This window comes from Haloarcula rubra, assembly GCF_019599465.1.
Taxonomy (GTDB): Archaea; Halobacteriota; Halobacteria; order Halobacteriales; family Haloarculaceae; genus Haloarcula; species Haloarcula rubra.
Genome location: NZ_RKLR01000006.1, coordinates 186,521 through 202,182, shown reverse-complemented (window position 1 = coordinate 202,182; position 15,662 = coordinate 186,521). Strand labels below are relative to the sequence as shown.

Here is a 15,662-nt window from a genome sequence, read left to right as displayed (position 1 = left end):
GTACCACTAGAGTCTACACTACGATTATCCTGAGCGTACCACTATCGTACCATATGAATGGAGAGCGTACATCTATCGCCGAACACCGGTGTCGTCACGAGTGGGGTGGCGACACGGCTCTGACGACGACTATTCTTGACGGGATCAGCCACGTCGTCGGCGACAAAAATTACGCAACCGAACGTCCACTGTACGACGTCATCGACCCGGACGCCCTCAACAGCGTCTTCGAACCGGCCCCCGAGTCTGATCGGGCGGCCGGGGGAGTTAGGTTCCGATTCGCGGGGTGCGACGTTCGCGTCGCTGCCGGCGGCGAGGTACTGATAGAACAGTGCGGGTCGGAGCAATCGAACAGTCCGTCTCCGACGTCATGGTAGGCAACGAACCGGGCGTTCTGGTCGTCGACGACCCGAACGTCGCCGACCTATACGCGGGATGGCTCTCATCGTCGTATCGAGTCCGGGTCGCCCACGACGCCGAGATGGCGCTCGACAGGCTCGACGACGACATCTCGGTCGTTCTGCTTGACCCTGTACGCCCAGACCACACCGACGAGGGCATCCTCGATGCGATAGCAGACTCGGATTACGACTGTCAAGTTGCCGTTGTCACCGCGGTCGAATCTGACTTCGACATCGTCGACATGCCGGCACACGAGTACGTGCTGAAACCCGTCACTGTTGAGGAGCTCCGGGCGGTCGTCCAGTCACTCTGCCGTCGGAGCGACTACGGCTGGAAACTGTCCGAACTGTTTGCACTCGTCGCCAAGCGGGCGACGCTCATGGACCGAAAGACGGACGCCGAACTGAAAGAGAGTGCGGCGTATTCCCGCCTCGTGCGGCGTATCCAGACCGTCAGTGCCGAAACAGACGAAATCTCGCACGGACTGAGCGCCCGGGATACGACGGCGTTGTTTCACCAAATCGACAAGAATGAACCGAAACGGAGGGTCGTCAATGGCTGAGGACGACGAGAGGCGGTGTACCACCGGCATCGACGGCCTCGACACCGTGCTCCACGGCGGCCTCGTGCCCGGTCGAACGTACATGGTGACCGGACGTCCGGGGACGGGAAAAACCATCCTCGGGCAGCACTTTCTCACTAGCGGGCCGAGCGAGTCGTCGTCTCTGTTCGTCAACCTAGAGGAGTCCGAATCTGACGTCCGTGCCAACGCCGAGACGTTGGGATTCGACCTCGAAGGCGTCGAGTTTCTGGATATGAGCCCCGGGTCAGAGGCCTTCACCGACGGTCAGCAGTACGAAATCTTCGCGCCCAGCGAAGTCGAAGGCCCGGACGTCGTGAGCGCCATCGACGAACGTGTTCGAGAACTAGACCCCGACCGAGTGTTCATCGACCCACTCACACAACTTCGGAACCTCTCGCCGGACACGTACCAGTTCCGAAAGCAAATAAACGGGCTGATACAGTTCTTCAGACAGCGGGGCGCGACCGTTCTGTTCACCTCACAGGCCACGCCCGAGTCGCCGGACGACGACCTCCAGTACGTCAGCGACGGGACGTTCGAGTTGACCCGAACCGAGAACGGGAGAGCCATCTCCGTCCCGAAGTTCCGTGGGTCCGGTACCGAAGACGGCCACCACTCGGTCCGCATCACCGACGAAGGCATACAGGTCTATCCCGTCTTGCACCCCGAGGTACACAGTCAGGATTTCACGTCCGAAGTCGTCTCCTCCGGCGTTCCAGAGGTTGACCAACTCCTGAACGGCGGCGTCGAGCGGGGGACCGTGACGGTACTCAGCGGGCCGACAGGTGTGGGGAAGACGACCCTCGGCACCCAGTTCATGAAGGAGGCGGCCGGGCGCGGTGAGCGGTCCGCCATCTACATGTTCGAGGAGAACAGGGCGACGCTCCTCGCCCGCTGCGAATCGGTGAACGTCCCCGCCAAGACGATGGTCGAGCGCGGAACACTGACTATCAAAGACGTGACACCGCTCGATAAGTCACCGGCCGAGTTCGCCGCGATGGTCCGCGAAGAGGTCGAACAGCGTGACGCCCGAATCGTGATGATAGACGGCATCGACGGTTACCGCCTCTCGCTCCAAGGGGACGAAGCCGACCTCGAGCGGGAGCTAAACAGCCTCGGCCGATACCTCAAGAATATGGGCGTCACGGTGATTCTGGTCGACTGCGTCGACAACGTGACCGGCCAGTTCCAGCCGACCAAGAGCAAGGTCAGCTACCTCGCCGACAACATCGTCTTCCTCCGCTATCTGGAGATGAACGGCAGATTGCGGAAAGCCATCGGAATCTTGAAAAAGCGAACCAGCGATTTCGAGCGGACCCTCCGGGAGTTCGAAATCACGCAACACGGCATCACGGTCGGGAAACCGCTCACCGGACTCCGAGGCGTTCTCAGCGGGACGCCCGAGTTCACCGACGAGGGGTCAGCAGACGGCAGATGATCGGTGGGGACTCCGAGCGAGTGCGAACGGTGGACACCGAAATCACCGCCGACACACCGACCGTACTCGTCGGGGTTCGGGCCGCCCGGGACAGACGACTGCTCGTCGAGTGGCTCTCTGGGTCGCACGACGTCGTCGTCCTCGACGGCCACGATTCACTCGACGACCCCTTCGATGCGGCTATCGTGGACGGACAGACGTACCAGACGTATCGCGACAGTCTCGACCAAGCACGCGCCGGCGAGTATCTACCGTCTCTGTTGGTGAGTCGGCGGGACGTCTCCGACCTCCCACCGTCGGTCTGGCGGTGTGTCGACGACGTCATCGAGACGCCAATCAGACAGCAGGAGTTAGAAGCACGCATCGACGGGCTACTCGCACACCGGCGTCGATTCGTCGAACTCCGACGGCGCAACGAGACGATAGCGGCTCTGCACGACGCGACCCAGCGGATGAACGACACGGCCGACCCAGAGAGAGTGTGTGCCATCGCCGTCGATGCCGCAGTAACGGTTTTGAACCGCCCTATCGCCACAATCTGGACCCCAGACGAGTCGGGGACGAATCTGTCTCCGCTCGCACAGACCGGCCCCCGTCCGACGGCCACGGAGACGGCCTCTATTTCCGCCGACGAGGGGTGCCCTCGCTGGAACGCCTTCGTCGAGGGCGAGACCAGAGAACTCGACAACTCGAAGCCGATACCCTCGACCGGTCTCGACGGGGCCGACCGGCAGCGAGAACTCGTCGTCCCCCTCGACGAGTTCGGCCTCCTGACCGTCGGGTCGACGAGGGCGAGACCGTTCGACGACAACGAGGTGTACGGTGCCGAACTGCTCGCCGCGGCGTCTGCGAGTGCGCTCGACCGTGCGGAACGCGAGCAGATGCTGGCCAAGACCTCCTCTCAGATGGAGTTCTTCAACAGCATCATCAGACACGACGTCCTGAACGCCATGCTCGTCATTCAGGCGCGCGCTGAGACGCTCTCCGAGCAACTCGAAGACGACGAGTACCGTCAGTATGCAGAGACGATAGAGAAGTGGTCCGACGACGTCGTCGGCGTCGTCCAGCGGGTCAAATCGGTCGTCGATACGTTGACCGGCGACGGGACGGTAGACGTCGAACCTATCGACCTCGGTCCGATTCTCGAAGGCGAACTGGCGTCGGTCCGTTCGGCGTATCCAGTCGTCGATGTCGAGGCGTCCGCGCCGGCGGAGACGACTGTGCTGGCGAACGAGTTGCTGTCCGAGGTCTTCGCAAACATCCTCAGAAACACCGTCGTTCACAACGACCCCGACGGCCTCAGCATCACCGTCACCGTCGAGAAGCAGGGCGACTGCGCGACAGTTAGCATCGCCGACACCGGGACCGGCATCCCCGACGACGAGAAGGACACAATCTTCAGACGCGGAGAGACCGGTCACGCGAAGTCCACGGGGTCGGGGTTCGGCCTCTTCTTCGTCGACACGATGGTCGAAGCATACGGCGGGCGGGTCCGCGTCGAAGACAACGACCCGAGCGGTGCGGTGTTCGTCGTCCGACTCCCGCTTGCGAACGAGTAAGGCCACGGCCGCCCGTTCAGACCGGCCACGACGTGACTGCTAACTCCCCCTCGGAGTCCCTCACTCGGAAACGGCAGTCTCGAGGAGGGACGTGACGGCGACTCGATGACTCCGGACCCGCCTGAACAGGAACTCCGAGAGCGCGGTCGGGGCAACGTCTCTGTTGTGAATTGTTTCCCCGACTGGCGTGCCGACGGCCACTACGAGGCGAAGGGACGTCGCTGGAACCAGCGACCGGTCGAACTCGTTGAAGCCGGTCTATCGGTCGTCGACACGTCCGAGGCAACCCTCGGCATGGTCACGGCGATAGAGGCGACGCCGAACCACTATAAAGACGACACCGGTGCCTGAACCTCACGAAGCGGAATACCACGAACACACTCGGTGATACGTGCTTAGCACTGTCGAAATCGGTGTTCTCGGACCACGTCACGGTCGGACACGTTCGTCGGGGTCGGGTGAAGCGACCGACGCGACTGCGGCCCGTCTGCGACCCCAGCGGCGAGTGAACTGGCGACATTCGCAGGCGATTTGTTGGCAGGCATGGTCGGCGAGACGGCGCCCAGTGTGAGTGTCGTCGTCCTCGCGGACGCCCGTCCATCCTGGCGAAGGAAAACGGCGTCGCTGACGTTGACAGGCCCGTAGGAGTTTCAGCTACCCGGGGAGTGGTCGTGGCCGACGGCCGCACAGAGGACGTTCAAGAGAACGAGACCTGCCACGAGCAGCGGTGCCGTGGTGACGACACCGCTCACGAGCATCCCGAGGACGACCAGTGGCAACGGTATCGTCGCCCAGAAGGCCGTGGCTCTGACGGCGGTCAGACAGGACTTGGCGACGCGCGAGGCCAGCGCTCGGAGGGTCGGGACGACGGTGGGCAACCGTGGGAGGGAGGAGTCGACGGTGGACATTGGTGCTTCGCGTATCTTCACCATGCAGAGCTATCCGCATATAAACGACAGACCGTTGTCCTCGATTCAACACTGTTTACCAGAATTAGTCGATTTTAGCCAGTTTCACGACGCCGGTGCGAACTTCCAAAACGGTCTCGAATGTATTTAGACAGTTCATAATCGGCGCTGAATCACGTTCTCCGACCACGTCTGGTATCCTCAGTCGCACAGGTATCTACCTTAACCCCACCCGGTTCGACAGGATTGGTTATCTTAGCCGACAGAAAAGTGTTAGTCACGGGGTGGCACCGACCGTCGTCGCTCAGTCCCGGACTCGCTCAGGTCTGTTCGGCTCTAGCAGTGAGAACTCGCCGCGTTACGGAGATTCGAGGAAAACCCCGTGCTTCAGCGCGGGGAGTATGTCAAAGTCCACGGAACACGCGAATCGTGTCGCGTGCAGTCGGCTCACGGATGAGCTGGGCGAACCCCAACTCCGAGAACACCTCCTTCCAGTTGCGATGGTACAGCGGGAACTCGTCGTCGACGTAGCTCACCTCGGCGTCCGACCGACCTCGCTCGGGACTGTTGCCCTCGTTCTCGGCCGTCACCAGCAGGTCGCCACAGATTCGTGCAATCTCCTCGAACACCCACACGTCGTCTGGGTGGATATGCTGGAGCGTCTCGACGGTGTAGACGACGTCGAATGCGTCGTCCGGAAACTCCTCGACCACGTCCTCGATTGCGCCCGTCTGGAACGTTCCCGTCTCGGCGAGTCGTGGATAGTTCTCTGCCATCACGTCGAAGGAGTCGGCGTTGATGTCGACGCCGGTGAGGTCCTCGTAGCCGTCGTCCAGCAGGTGCGCGAGGTGACGCCCGGAGCCACACCCGATTTCGAGTATGGCGGCATCGTCCGACACGTAGTGGCTCAACACGTCGACGAGCGTCTCGCTCACCTCGTTCGGGCCGATATCTGCGTAGTACGTCGGCGAGTACTTGCCCGAACGCTCGGCCCAGTCTCGGCGGACGTCGTCCGGTTCCATACATGGCCCCATGCAGTCGAGTGGTAAATGGGCCTCGGACTCGTTTCGGCGGGGGAACGGCGAACCGGTGAAATTCCCTAGCGACATCGTCTAGACGGTGCAAAAATCCAAATAGTTAATCTACTCACAGTTCTTCTGTGCTAGTTAATGTCAAACGAAAGCGACGTTTCCCGGACGCTTTCGACGCCGACCCGACGTGATATACTCCGGACGTTAGGCATCGGCGCCACGGCGTCGGCAGCCGGCTGTAACGGATTGTTCGGTGACGGCGGCGGCGATACGCAACCCGGGGCGACAGAGATCGAGGGAGGCACCGACGAGACGGGTGTACGAAGACCGGCCGGTGAGTTCGCCGGCGTCGCCGGGTCCGACGCGAACTCGCTGAACTGGCTGTTCACCAACGACACTACGTCCGGAGCGTTCGTCGGTCTCACACTCGACGGCGCGTGGGCCGTCGACGAAGACCAGAACGTGTTCCCGCTCTGGGCCGAGCCATCGACGGAGGACGGACAGACCTATCGAATCACGCTCCGTGACAACCTTCGCTGGAGCGGCGGGTACGGGCAGATGACCGCCGAGGACTGGGTGTACATGATACGGAACGTCTTCCAAGGGGAGGACAACTGGGCGGGTTACACGAACGCCGGCGACTGGTTCCGACAGGGCGAACCGATTCCGGTCGAGCAGATAGACGACCTGACCTTCGAGATTCGGCTCCCTGAAGTCGACCCTTCCTTCCCACTCAAACCAGTCCTGTGGGGCCAGAGATGTCTGCCGAAGGGAATTCTGGAGAAGTACGTTCCCGACAAAGACACACAGGGTCTCCAGCAGGACGAGGAGATCAACCAACTCCAGTACACCGGTAACCTCGGGCCGTACACGTTCGAAGAGTGGGAACGTGAATCGCAGTACGTCACCACACGCAACGAGGAGTATTACATCCGCGAGGCGGACGACGTCGGCGAGGAGTGGCGCAACGTCCCGTACTTCGACTCGTACACGATACGGGTCATCGCGGAGGAGTCCTCACGACTGAACGCGTTGCGCGAGGGCGAAGTGACGAGCGCCGGTATCCCTCCACAGAACGCCCGGGAGTTCCAGGACCTCGAGACGGTCGACGTCTACGTCCAGCCACAACCGTTCGTGCAGGCGATAAAGTACAATATGCGTGCCAACGGCTGGCGACTGTTCCGGAAGATACCGGTCCGGCAGGCGTTCGTCTGTGCCGTCAACAAGCAGACGCTGGCAGACAATCTGTATCGCGGGTTCGCCGATCCAGCATTTACGATGCAGCCACGCTTCTCGAAGTGGTACGTCGAAGAGGGCATCGAGGAGTATCGCTTCGGGGTCGGTGACCTCTACGGACGCGCCCCTGCCAGAAGCCGAATGCGGCGCGCCATCGAAGACACAGACTACCGGTACGACGGGGAGACACTCATCGGCCCCGACGGGTCGGCTGTGACGCTCTCGCTGTACGCCAGTTCCGCGAGCAGGACGAACCAGACGCTGGCGGAACTCGTCGCTCAAGAGGTCGAAGCCAACCTCGGCATTCGCGTCGGAATCGAGACAGTCCCCGGCAACACGTTCCAGCAGAAGTACGCGGCGAACAGTCCGCCGAGTGGGAAGGAGGTCCCGTGGAGCGCCGGCGCGTTCAACGGCGGTCCACGTGGCGTATCCGTCAGTCAGGAACCGTGGGACATGTCCGTCGTCCTCGGGTTCAACACCTACCCGCGAACGCCCAGTTCGAGTGCCACGTTCTTCAGAACGAGGGGTAACGTCAACTACTACGGCTACGTCCCCGAGTCGAACATCCCCGAACTGTATGCAGAGGCGTCTAGCACCGTCGACGAGGAACAACGGCGCGAACTGTTCGCCGAGGTGTTCGAGCAACTCGCCCGGGAACAGCCGTTCGGGTTCCTGCTCATGCCGTCGAACATCGTCGGCGCACAGGACGAACTCGTCGGGCCGACGGAGACGTTCGCGAGCGGCTGGAACTCCCAGACGTACTACTTCGAGTCATGAGGTGGTACGTCGCCCGGCGGCTGCTCTGGGCCATCGTCGCGACGTTCGTCATCCTCTCGATTACGTGGGCACTGCTGTACGTCACAGAGCAACAGGCGCTCACCAGTATCCAGTTCCAGGCCGCTGTCTCCGGTGGCGACGCGGAGGCCGCCAGAGCGGCGTACGAACAACAGCGCGGCCTCGACCGGCCGCTCTGGCGACAGTACACCGACTACATGACCAACATGGCGACGTTCAACTGGGGGTATAGCACTTCGCGAGGCCAACCGGTGACTGCGGCCATCGCCGACGCCCTGCCGTACACGATGATGTACTCCGTGCCGTGGACGATTCTCACGGTGGCGCTCGGACTCTCTATCGGCCTGTACTCGGCGACGCACCAGTACTCCCGGTTCGACTACGCCGCGACGTTCGTCGCGTTCTTCGGGTACGCGATTCCGAACTTCTGGTTCGGCATCGTCCTACTGGTGGTGTTCGGCGTCCACCTCGATATGGTCCCAATCGTCTTCGATCCGGACGCGCCGGTCTTCAGTCTAGCCAACGCCAGACAACTGGTTCTGCCAGTTTTCGTCCTGACGACCGGTTCTATCGCGAGTTTGACGCGGTACACTCGGGCAGAAGCGCTGGAGTACGTCGAGGCGACGTTCACGAAGACGGCGAAGGCGAAGGGCGTCTCGGAGCGGCGAATACTGCTGTTGCACGTGCTTCGGCCCGCGGCAGTGCCGCTCTCGACGATTCTCGTGGCGGACCTGCTCGGACTGTTCATCGCGAGTTCCTACCTCGTCGAGGTGGTGTTCGGCATCCCCGGACTGGGACAGTTGAGTTTCAAGGCCATCCAGAATCAGGACACTCCACTGGTGTTGGCGACGACGCTCGTCGGCGTGTTCATCGCCGTCATCGGCAACCTGTTGCAGGACGTCGCCTACACCGTGCTGGACCCCCGCATCGACTACGGTGACCGCTGATGAGTACCGACACACCCCGTCGCCGTTTCGAGGATATCGACTGGGAGGCGAACCACGGTATCGCCGTGGGTCGACAGACAGCAGGGTTCCTGACGACGTTGGCAGCCCTCGCGGTCGTCTTCGCGTTCGACTACGTTCGGGAAGCCCCGCTGTTCTCGCCGAACCCCCTGTTCCGCGACGGCTGGGACCTGACCCAACTGGACTGGCTGTTCGTGGTGTCGCTGTCACTGTTCGTCTTCTACGTCCTCGTCCCACTGGCGACCCATCGGCGGATGACCGCCCACTACTGGCGAGAATTCCGGAAGAACCGGGCTGCCGTGGTCAGCCTCTGGTTTCTGATAGTCGTCTTCACGCTAGGACTGGTCGGGCCACTGATAGTCAGCAAACCACAGGTCGCGCTCACACAGAGCTATCAGCCGCCAGTCGGTCTCAGTGTCGACAGCACTGTCCCGCTCAGTTGCGTCGGTGACGTCGTCGGCGGCCGCTGTCACGGGAACTGGCAGTTCCCCCTCGGGACGACGGGCGACGGCAAGGACATCCTGTCGCTGGTCGTCCTCGGGATGCGCGTCTCGATTCGAATCGGCTTGATAACGTCGTTCCTCATCATCAGCATCGGGGCGACGGTCGGCACTGTCGCCGCGTACGTCGGCGGCCTCGTCGACGAGGTGTTGATGCGGTACGTCGACATCCAGCAGGTGTTCCCCTCGTTCCTGCTGTACCTCCTGCTCATCTACCTCTTCGGCGGGAGTCTATTGATGTTCATCCTCGTGTTCGGCCTCTTCAGTTGGGGCGGGACCGCCAGACTCGTGCGAAGCGCGGCCCTCCAGCGGTCCGAAGACGAGTACGTCGAGGTGGCGCGCTGTGCCGGCGCGGGCACTGCACACGTCATCAGGCGGCACATCCTGCCGAACGTCTCCGGAACAGTCATCACGAATCTGACGCTGTTGATTCCCGGCCTCATCCTGTTCGAGGCGGGGCTGGCCTTTCTCTCGCTGGGCGACCCGACGATACCCTCGTGGGGCCAGACCATTGCCGCCGGTCGCTCGGACCTCCGGACCGCGTGGTGGATTTCCACCGTCCCCGGCGTCTTTCTGTTCCTGACGATTCTGGCCTTCAACTTCGTGGGCGACGCACTCAGGGATGCGCTCGACCCGCGCTCGGAGGTGGAGTGATGGGCCAGCGACACGAGCAACGGACTGAGAGGCAACAGGGGACGCCGCTCCTGTCCGTTCGCGACCTCACCGTCGAGTTCGACACCGACAGAGGGCCACTTCGGGCCGTCGACGGCGTCGAATTCGACGTGGAACAGGGGGAGACGGTTTGTCTCGTCGGCGAGAGCGGTAGCGGGAAGACCGTCACCGCCGAGACGATTACGAAGTTGATTCGGATGCCGCCCGGTCGTGTCGTCCGCGGTGTGGCCGAACTCGACGGCCGTGACCTGCTCTCGCTCTCCGAACGGGAACTTCGCAGGGTTCGTGGCAACCGCATCGCGCACGTGTTTCAGGACCCGCAGCACGCACTCAACCACTGTTTCACCGTCGGCTGGCAGATTCGTGAGGCGATACAGGTCCACGAGGACGTGAGCGACGCCGCGGCCAGAGAGCGGACGCTCACGTTGCTGGATCAGGTCGGGATTCCGGACGCGACGACGCGGTACGACGACTACCCGCACGAGTTCTCCGGCGGGATGAAACAGCGTATCGTCGTCGCCATGGCACTCGCGGCCAACCCGGACCTCCTCATCGCCGACGAACCGACGACGGCGCTGGACGTCACGATTCAAGCGCAGGTACTGGACCTTCTCGAAGCGGTGCAGGCCGAGTACGACATGTCGATTCTTCTCATCACGCACGACCTCGGCGTCGTGGCCGAACTGGCCGACCGGGTCGTCGTGCTGTACGCTGGGAAAGTGATGGAACGAGGGAGCGTCTACGAGGTGTTCGACGCCCCAGCCCATCCGTACACGCAGGTGTTGTTCGATTGTCTGCCAGGTCGAGGCCGGCCACTACGGAGTATCGGGGGTCGGCTTCCGGACCTCCACGACCCTCCTCCCGGCTGTCGGTTCGCCGCCCGATGCGACTACGCTCGTGACGAGTGTCACACCGGCGACCAGCCACCGCTCTACGACGTCGAAGAGACGCAGACACAGACCGCCTCCTGCGTGTACCACGGCCCGAGCGGTGACCCGGCGGTGCTCAGGGACGGTCACAGTGCTGGTGAGTCCGATGGCTGACTCACCGCTGTTCGAGGTGGAGAACCTGACGAAGCACTTCCCCATTACCGAGGGTATCCTCAGGCGACAGGTCGGGACTGTGCGGGCCGTCGACGGCATCGACCTCTCGGTACATCGGGGTGAGACAGTCGGCCTCGTCGGCGAGTCCGGGTGTGGGAAATCGACTGCGGCCCGGACGATGCTCCGTCTCGAAGAGCCCACCGCGGGGTCGATACGCTTCGAGGGCGAGGACATTACAGACCTCTCTGGGCGCGAACTCAAGGCGTTCCGCCGGAAGGCCCAGATGATATTTCAGGACCCGAGCGCCAGTTTCGACCCGCGGATGACTATCGGCGAGTCCGTCGCCGAACCGCTCGTCGTCCACGGCGTAACCGACCGCGAACTCCGGCGAGAGGTGACCGCAGACCTCCTGGAGCGAGTCGGCCTATCGGCGGAGGACGCCGACCGGTATCCACACGAGTTCTCGGGCGGGCAGAAACAACGTGTCGCGCTGGCCAGAGCGCTCGTCCTCAACCCGGACCTTCTCATCGCCGACGAACCCACGAGTGCGCTCGACGTGTCCGTACAGTCGGCGATTCTCGGATTGTTGGAGGACCTTCAGCGGGAGTTCGGCCTCGGCATCGTCGTCATCACCCACGACATGGGTATCGTCCGGGAAATCTGTGACCGAGTCGCCGTGATGTACCTCGGCGAAATCGTCGAGTACGCCCCGACAACCCGCCTGTTCGACACGCCACAGCACCCGTACACGCAGGTGCTCGTCGCCTCGATACCGACGCTGGACCCGCGAAAACGCGGCAATCGGGTCGAGTTACGTGGAGATGTGCCGTCAGCGAGCGACCCGCCGAGTGGCTGTCGCTTCCACACCCGCTGTCCGAAGGTCATCCCGCCGCCGGGGTACGACATCAACCAGCAGGCCTGGCGGGCAGTCCTCGACTTCCGCCGTCGTCTCGCCACGGACGGCGTCGACCCAGACTCTGTCCGTGAGTTCGTCGCCGCCGAGTCCGGCAGGCCCGTCGAGACAGTGACCGACGGGCAAGTTCGGGGCGCCATCCGTGCGGAGTTCGGCATCCCTGACACGCTGGGTGACCGTGACGCAGAGGACGTTCTCGACGCGGCGCTGTCAGAGGTTCTCGGCGGCGACGTCGCCGGAGCGCACGAACACCTCGACGCCGCGTTCCCGACAGTCTGTGCTCAAGAAAACCCCGAAGAAGTGTGGGTGACAGATGAGCATCGGGCCGCCTGTCACCTCGTCGAACCCGACAACGTACGGTAGTCGTAGCGACGTCTCACGGGTTTCCAACCACACGTCGACCCTTCCCATCGCGACTCTCAGGTCCGGTCAGACACTCGGAGACGTACCGGGTCCGCTGGCTGGGTCGTCATCTGGGGCATCACCTCCATCCCGTCCGCGGCGTCTATGTGATACCGGCGGCCGACTTCGGCGATGACGGCCTTCGCTTCGAGGCGAGCGAAGTGTCGGCCGATACAGATGCGTGGCCCCGCTCCGAACGGGACGAACGCGTGCCCTCGGTCCCTCGGCGAGGTACCTGCCCACCGGTCGGGGTCGAACGTGAGCGGGTCGTCGTAGAATCGAGCATCGCGGTGGAGACACCAGACGCTGAGCAACACGGTCGCCCCTTCGGGGAGGGTGTAGTCTCCGACGTCGACCGACTCGGTCGTGACTCGTGGAATCGCGTGGACCGGGGGATAGAGGCGAAGCGTCTCGTCGACGACCCGTTCGAGGTAGTCCAACTCTTGCAACTGGTCGAACGTCGGTGTGCCGTCGATGACGTCGTCGATTTCGGCGTGTAACCGTTCGGCAACCGTTGGGTGTGTCGCGAGCTGGTGCAATGCGTACGTCATCGCGAGTGCCGTCGTCTCGTGGCCAGCGAACAGCATCCCGACCACTTGGTCGAGCACCTCCGCCTCGTCGTACCCCGAATCGGGGTCGTCACGCAACTCGGCAAGTGTGGCGAGCAGGCTATCCTCTCGGGGCCTCTCGCCCGTCTCGGCCAACAGGGTCCCCGCTCGGTCACGCAACTCCGTACTGGCGCGCTCGAACTTGTGACGCGACGGCGTCGGCACCCACTCGGGGAGGGCCCACGACGTCGGCTTGAACCACAGGTTGAGGTCGCGGGCGGCAGTGGATAACTCGTCGATTTCCCCATCCGAGACTGACTGTCCGAGTACGACTTCGAACAGGTTCTCCAGAGCGACCGCCTTCATCTCCTCGTCGACACGGACAGACGTGTCGGCGGCCCACCCACCGATTCGCGACTCGGCGACCTCCGCCATCGTTTCGGCGTGGTCGGCGATACGTCGCGGACTGAAGAACGGCTCCATCGAGTGGCGCTGACGCCGCCACTGGTCACCCTCCACGGCGAGGAGGGCATCCCCGAACGCTACTTCGAAATCGTCGGGCTTAGCGAACCTCTCCGGATTAGACAACGCCGTGCCGACGTAGTCCGGGTGTGCCAGCACGTACACGTCCTTGCCGAGTAACTGCATACGGAACGCGTCGCCAGTCGAGTCGACCGACTGTCTGATGAAGCCGAAGGGGTCGCGCACGAAGGCCGCTGTATGCCCGACCATCGGCTTGCCGGGTGGCGTCGGTGGCCGGGAGCTCGTCGGGGTCATCTACTTCTGTCGAGGTCCGGGTCGGGGAAAGATGTTTTTCTCCGGTCACACTAGCGGACCGCCAACACACACTTTCGTACGGGCACCGTTCGTCGAGCCTGCCGACGGCGGCCGCCATGGAGATCCGGCCGAACGATACTTAGGGGCAGTTGCGTCTCCCAAACTGAGTCGGTTACTCCCACAGATGCAGTCCCAAGAGATACGTGCAATCGATTGGTATCGGCTGCTATGACTCGCTACGAGACGCTCCTCGAGGTGGAACTGGACGAGTGGGAGGATGGCACCGGGGTCCTGCAAGTCGTCAAGCCGGACGACGCCGACGAGGCAGAACTCCGGTTCTGTTACTACAACGACGACGGTCGGTTCACGAACCGGCCGCTGAGTCTCGTCCCCGACGAGGACGTGGTCGAACGGACCACGGAGATGGTCGAGAACCTCGGCTATGTCGCCCGTACCTTCGATCCAGAGGAGATTCGACAACTAGTCGACACTCTGGGTGAGGAACGCGTCGTCGAACTCGCGCAACTGGTCGACACACTGGGCGAGGCACGGTTATCCGAGATTCTGGCGAACTGAAAGAACTGGAACTGTCCCACACATTGCTCTCGTTACCCTGCGTTCGTCTCAGTCGTCTGCCTCGGCTTTCGACGCTCTCGGCACCGTAACATCTGTGAGACCGGCTTCTATCTGCTCACGCTGGCCTTCGAACTTCCCGGGGAGGACGAGACGCTCGCCGAGCTCGGAGAGTGGTTCGTCGTCGGTGTAGCCGGGGCCGCTGGTCGCCAGTTCGAACAACACTCCGCCGAACTCCCGGAAGTACACCGACCGGAACCAGTGGCGGTCTATCTGCTGAGTCGGTCGGAGCCCCGCGGACTGGACGGCTTCGCGCATCGTTTGCTGGTCCTCGTCGGTCGGCGTCTGGAAGGCGACGTGGTGGACTGTCCCGTGGCCTTGCCGGCCCCCTTCGATGGTCGGGAGGACGTCGACGTACTTGCCGACGGGCCCTGACGCGGCGAATCGCGTTCGCTCGTCGCCCGGCGTGTCACCTTGTGCCTGTTCTGTACCGACTTCTTCCAGTCCCATCGTCCGAAGCAGGTCTTCGGTCGGTTCCGGGTCGGCCAGCCACAGCGTCACCGAGTGGAACCCGCGGATGGCGTACTCCACCGGGACGAACTCGGACCACGGGACGGTCGGGTCGTCGTCGGGAATCTCGACTTCGACGAGTTCGACCGGCAGGCCGTCCGGGTCACGGAACGGGAGAACCGTCTCTCCGAACCGTTCGACGCGGTCGTCGTAGTCGACGTCGTACTCCTCGAACCGGTCCTCCCAGTAGTCCAGACTACCCTCTGGGACGCGGAACGCGGTCCGGGAGACCTGTCCAGAGCCGACCTTTCCCTGTGTAAGGTCTTCCCACGGGAAGAAGGTCATGCTCGTCCCCGGCGTCCCCTCGGCGTCCGCGAAGAAGAAGTGGTATGTGCCGGGGTCGTCCTGATTGATGGATCGCTTCACGAGTCGCAGGCCGAGCGTCTCGACCCAGAAGTCCATGTTCCGCTGTGGGTCGCCAGCGATGCACGTCACGTGGTGGATGCCCGGTGTGGGGGTTGGGTCTGCCATTAAACATTGTAGGCGGCGAAGCTACTTCAATACGTGCTGACGTGAGTGTTACCGGGTTGTAGCGATGGTACTGCCCGCTGTCGCCATCTGTCACTTGCGGTGCGGGCCCGAGAGTCGATCGTTTGGGAGGAAGCCACAACCGTATGACATGCTGGTACGGCGCTTAGGACCGGCACGTCGGCCCCGTCTCACCGAGCGGTTCAGAACCACAACGGACGGAAATTGACGAATGCGAAAGATTGCTTTGGCGGATAGCAATATTTTATTTCCGGAGTA

At 62.8% G+C, this 15,662-nt stretch carries 15 protein-coding genes; 11 read left to right on the top strand and 4 right to left on the bottom strand.

Features of this window, described 5'->3' with window-relative positions:
• The first annotated feature begins 53 nt into the window (after positions 1–53).
• From EGH21_RS24725 to EGH21_RS15455, 5 genes are all read left to right on the top strand, one after another.
• Positions 54–377, top strand: a complete 324-nt coding sequence (locus EGH21_RS24725) for a HalOD1 output domain-containing protein (RefSeq protein WP_220619382.1) — start codon at positions 54–56, stop codon at positions 375–377.
• Positions 332–964 carry a response regulator transcription factor gene (locus EGH21_RS24570; protein ID WP_220619381.1) on the top strand — a complete coding sequence of 211 codons (633 nt, stop codon included), beginning with the start codon at positions 332–334 and terminating at the stop codon, positions 962–964. Before EGH21_RS24725 ends, EGH21_RS24570 begins: the two co-directional genes overlap by 46 nt.
• Complete coding sequence (locus EGH21_RS15465; protein ID WP_220619380.1) at positions 957–2,423, top strand: DUF7125 family protein; 1,467 nt, start codon at positions 957–959, stop codon at positions 2,421–2,423. Before EGH21_RS24570 ends, EGH21_RS15465 begins: the two co-directional genes overlap by 8 nt.
• A 29-nt stretch (positions 2,424–2,452) precedes the next feature.
• Complete coding sequence (locus EGH21_RS15460; RefSeq protein ID WP_220619379.1) at positions 2,453–3,982, top strand: sensor histidine kinase; 1,530 nt, start codon at positions 2,453–2,455, stop codon at positions 3,980–3,982.
• A 105-nt stretch (positions 3,983–4,087) separates the two neighbouring features.
• Positions 4,088–4,333, top strand: a complete 246-nt coding sequence (locus EGH21_RS15455; RefSeq protein ID WP_220619378.1) for a hypothetical protein — start codon at positions 4,088–4,090, stop codon at positions 4,331–4,333.
• 299 nt (positions 4,334–4,632) lie between these two features.
• Here the strand turns inward: EGH21_RS15455 and EGH21_RS15450 are convergent, their stop codons facing one another.
• Complete coding sequence (locus tag EGH21_RS15450) at positions 4,633–4,890, bottom strand: DUF8028 family protein (RefSeq protein WP_220619377.1); 258 nt, start codon at positions 4,888–4,890, stop codon at positions 4,633–4,635.
• 404 nt (positions 4,891–5,294) lie between these two features.
• Positions 5,295–5,912, bottom strand: coding sequence for a class I SAM-dependent methyltransferase (locus tag EGH21_RS15445; protein ID WP_220619376.1), 618 nt, complete (start codon positions 5,910–5,912; stop codon positions 5,295–5,297).
• Positions 5,913–6,059: 147 nt separating this feature from the next.
• Between EGH21_RS15445 and EGH21_RS15440 the strand changes: the two genes are divergently transcribed.
• From EGH21_RS15440 to EGH21_RS15420, 5 genes are read left to right on the top strand one after another with little or no spacing between them, the layout of a single operon-like run.
• Complete coding sequence (locus tag EGH21_RS15440) at positions 6,060–7,934, top strand: ABC transporter substrate-binding protein (protein WP_220619375.1); 1,875 nt, start codon at positions 6,060–6,062, stop codon at positions 7,932–7,934.
• Positions 7,931–8,899 (top strand): ABC transporter permease, encoded by a 969-nt coding sequence (locus tag EGH21_RS15435; protein WP_220619374.1) that lies wholly within the window; start codon positions 7,931–7,933, stop codon positions 8,897–8,899. The genes EGH21_RS15440 and EGH21_RS15435 overlap by 4 nt, the downstream gene beginning before the upstream one ends.
• Positions 8,899–10,071: an ABC transporter permease gene (locus EGH21_RS15430; protein WP_220619373.1), complete on the top strand. Its 1,173-nt coding sequence runs from the start codon at positions 8,899–8,901 to the stop codon at positions 10,069–10,071. Before EGH21_RS15435 ends, EGH21_RS15430 begins: the two co-directional genes overlap by 1 nt.
• Positions 10,071–11,132, top strand: coding sequence for an ABC transporter ATP-binding protein (locus EGH21_RS15425; protein ID WP_220619372.1), 1,062 nt, complete (start codon positions 10,071–10,073; stop codon positions 11,130–11,132). The genes EGH21_RS15430 and EGH21_RS15425 overlap by 1 nt, the downstream gene beginning before the upstream one ends.
• Positions 11,125–12,408 (top strand): ABC transporter ATP-binding protein, encoded by a 1,284-nt coding sequence (locus EGH21_RS15420; RefSeq protein ID WP_220619371.1) that lies wholly within the window; start codon positions 11,125–11,127, stop codon positions 12,406–12,408. The genes EGH21_RS15425 and EGH21_RS15420 overlap by 8 nt, the downstream gene beginning before the upstream one ends.
• Before the next feature lie 56 nt (positions 12,409–12,464).
• Here EGH21_RS15420 and EGH21_RS15415 read toward each other — a convergent pair whose 3' ends face one another.
• Positions 12,465–13,772: a cytochrome P450 gene (locus EGH21_RS15415; protein WP_220619370.1), complete on the bottom strand. Its 1,308-nt coding sequence runs from the start codon at positions 13,770–13,772 to the stop codon at positions 12,465–12,467.
• A gap of 228 nt (positions 13,773–14,000) precedes the next feature.
• Between EGH21_RS15415 and EGH21_RS15410 the strand changes: the two genes are divergently transcribed.
• Positions 14,001–14,348 (top strand): DUF8109 family protein, encoded by a 348-nt coding sequence (locus EGH21_RS15410; RefSeq protein ID WP_220619369.1) that lies wholly within the window; start codon positions 14,001–14,003, stop codon positions 14,346–14,348.
• Between the two features lie 48 nt (positions 14,349–14,396).
• Here the strand turns inward: EGH21_RS15410 and EGH21_RS15405 are convergent, their stop codons facing one another.
• Positions 14,397–15,386 carry a ring-cleaving dioxygenase gene (locus EGH21_RS15405; protein ID WP_220619368.1) on the bottom strand — a complete coding sequence of 330 codons (990 nt, stop codon included), beginning with the start codon at positions 15,384–15,386 and terminating at the stop codon, positions 14,397–14,399.
• Positions 15,387–15,662: the final 276 nt, after the last annotated feature.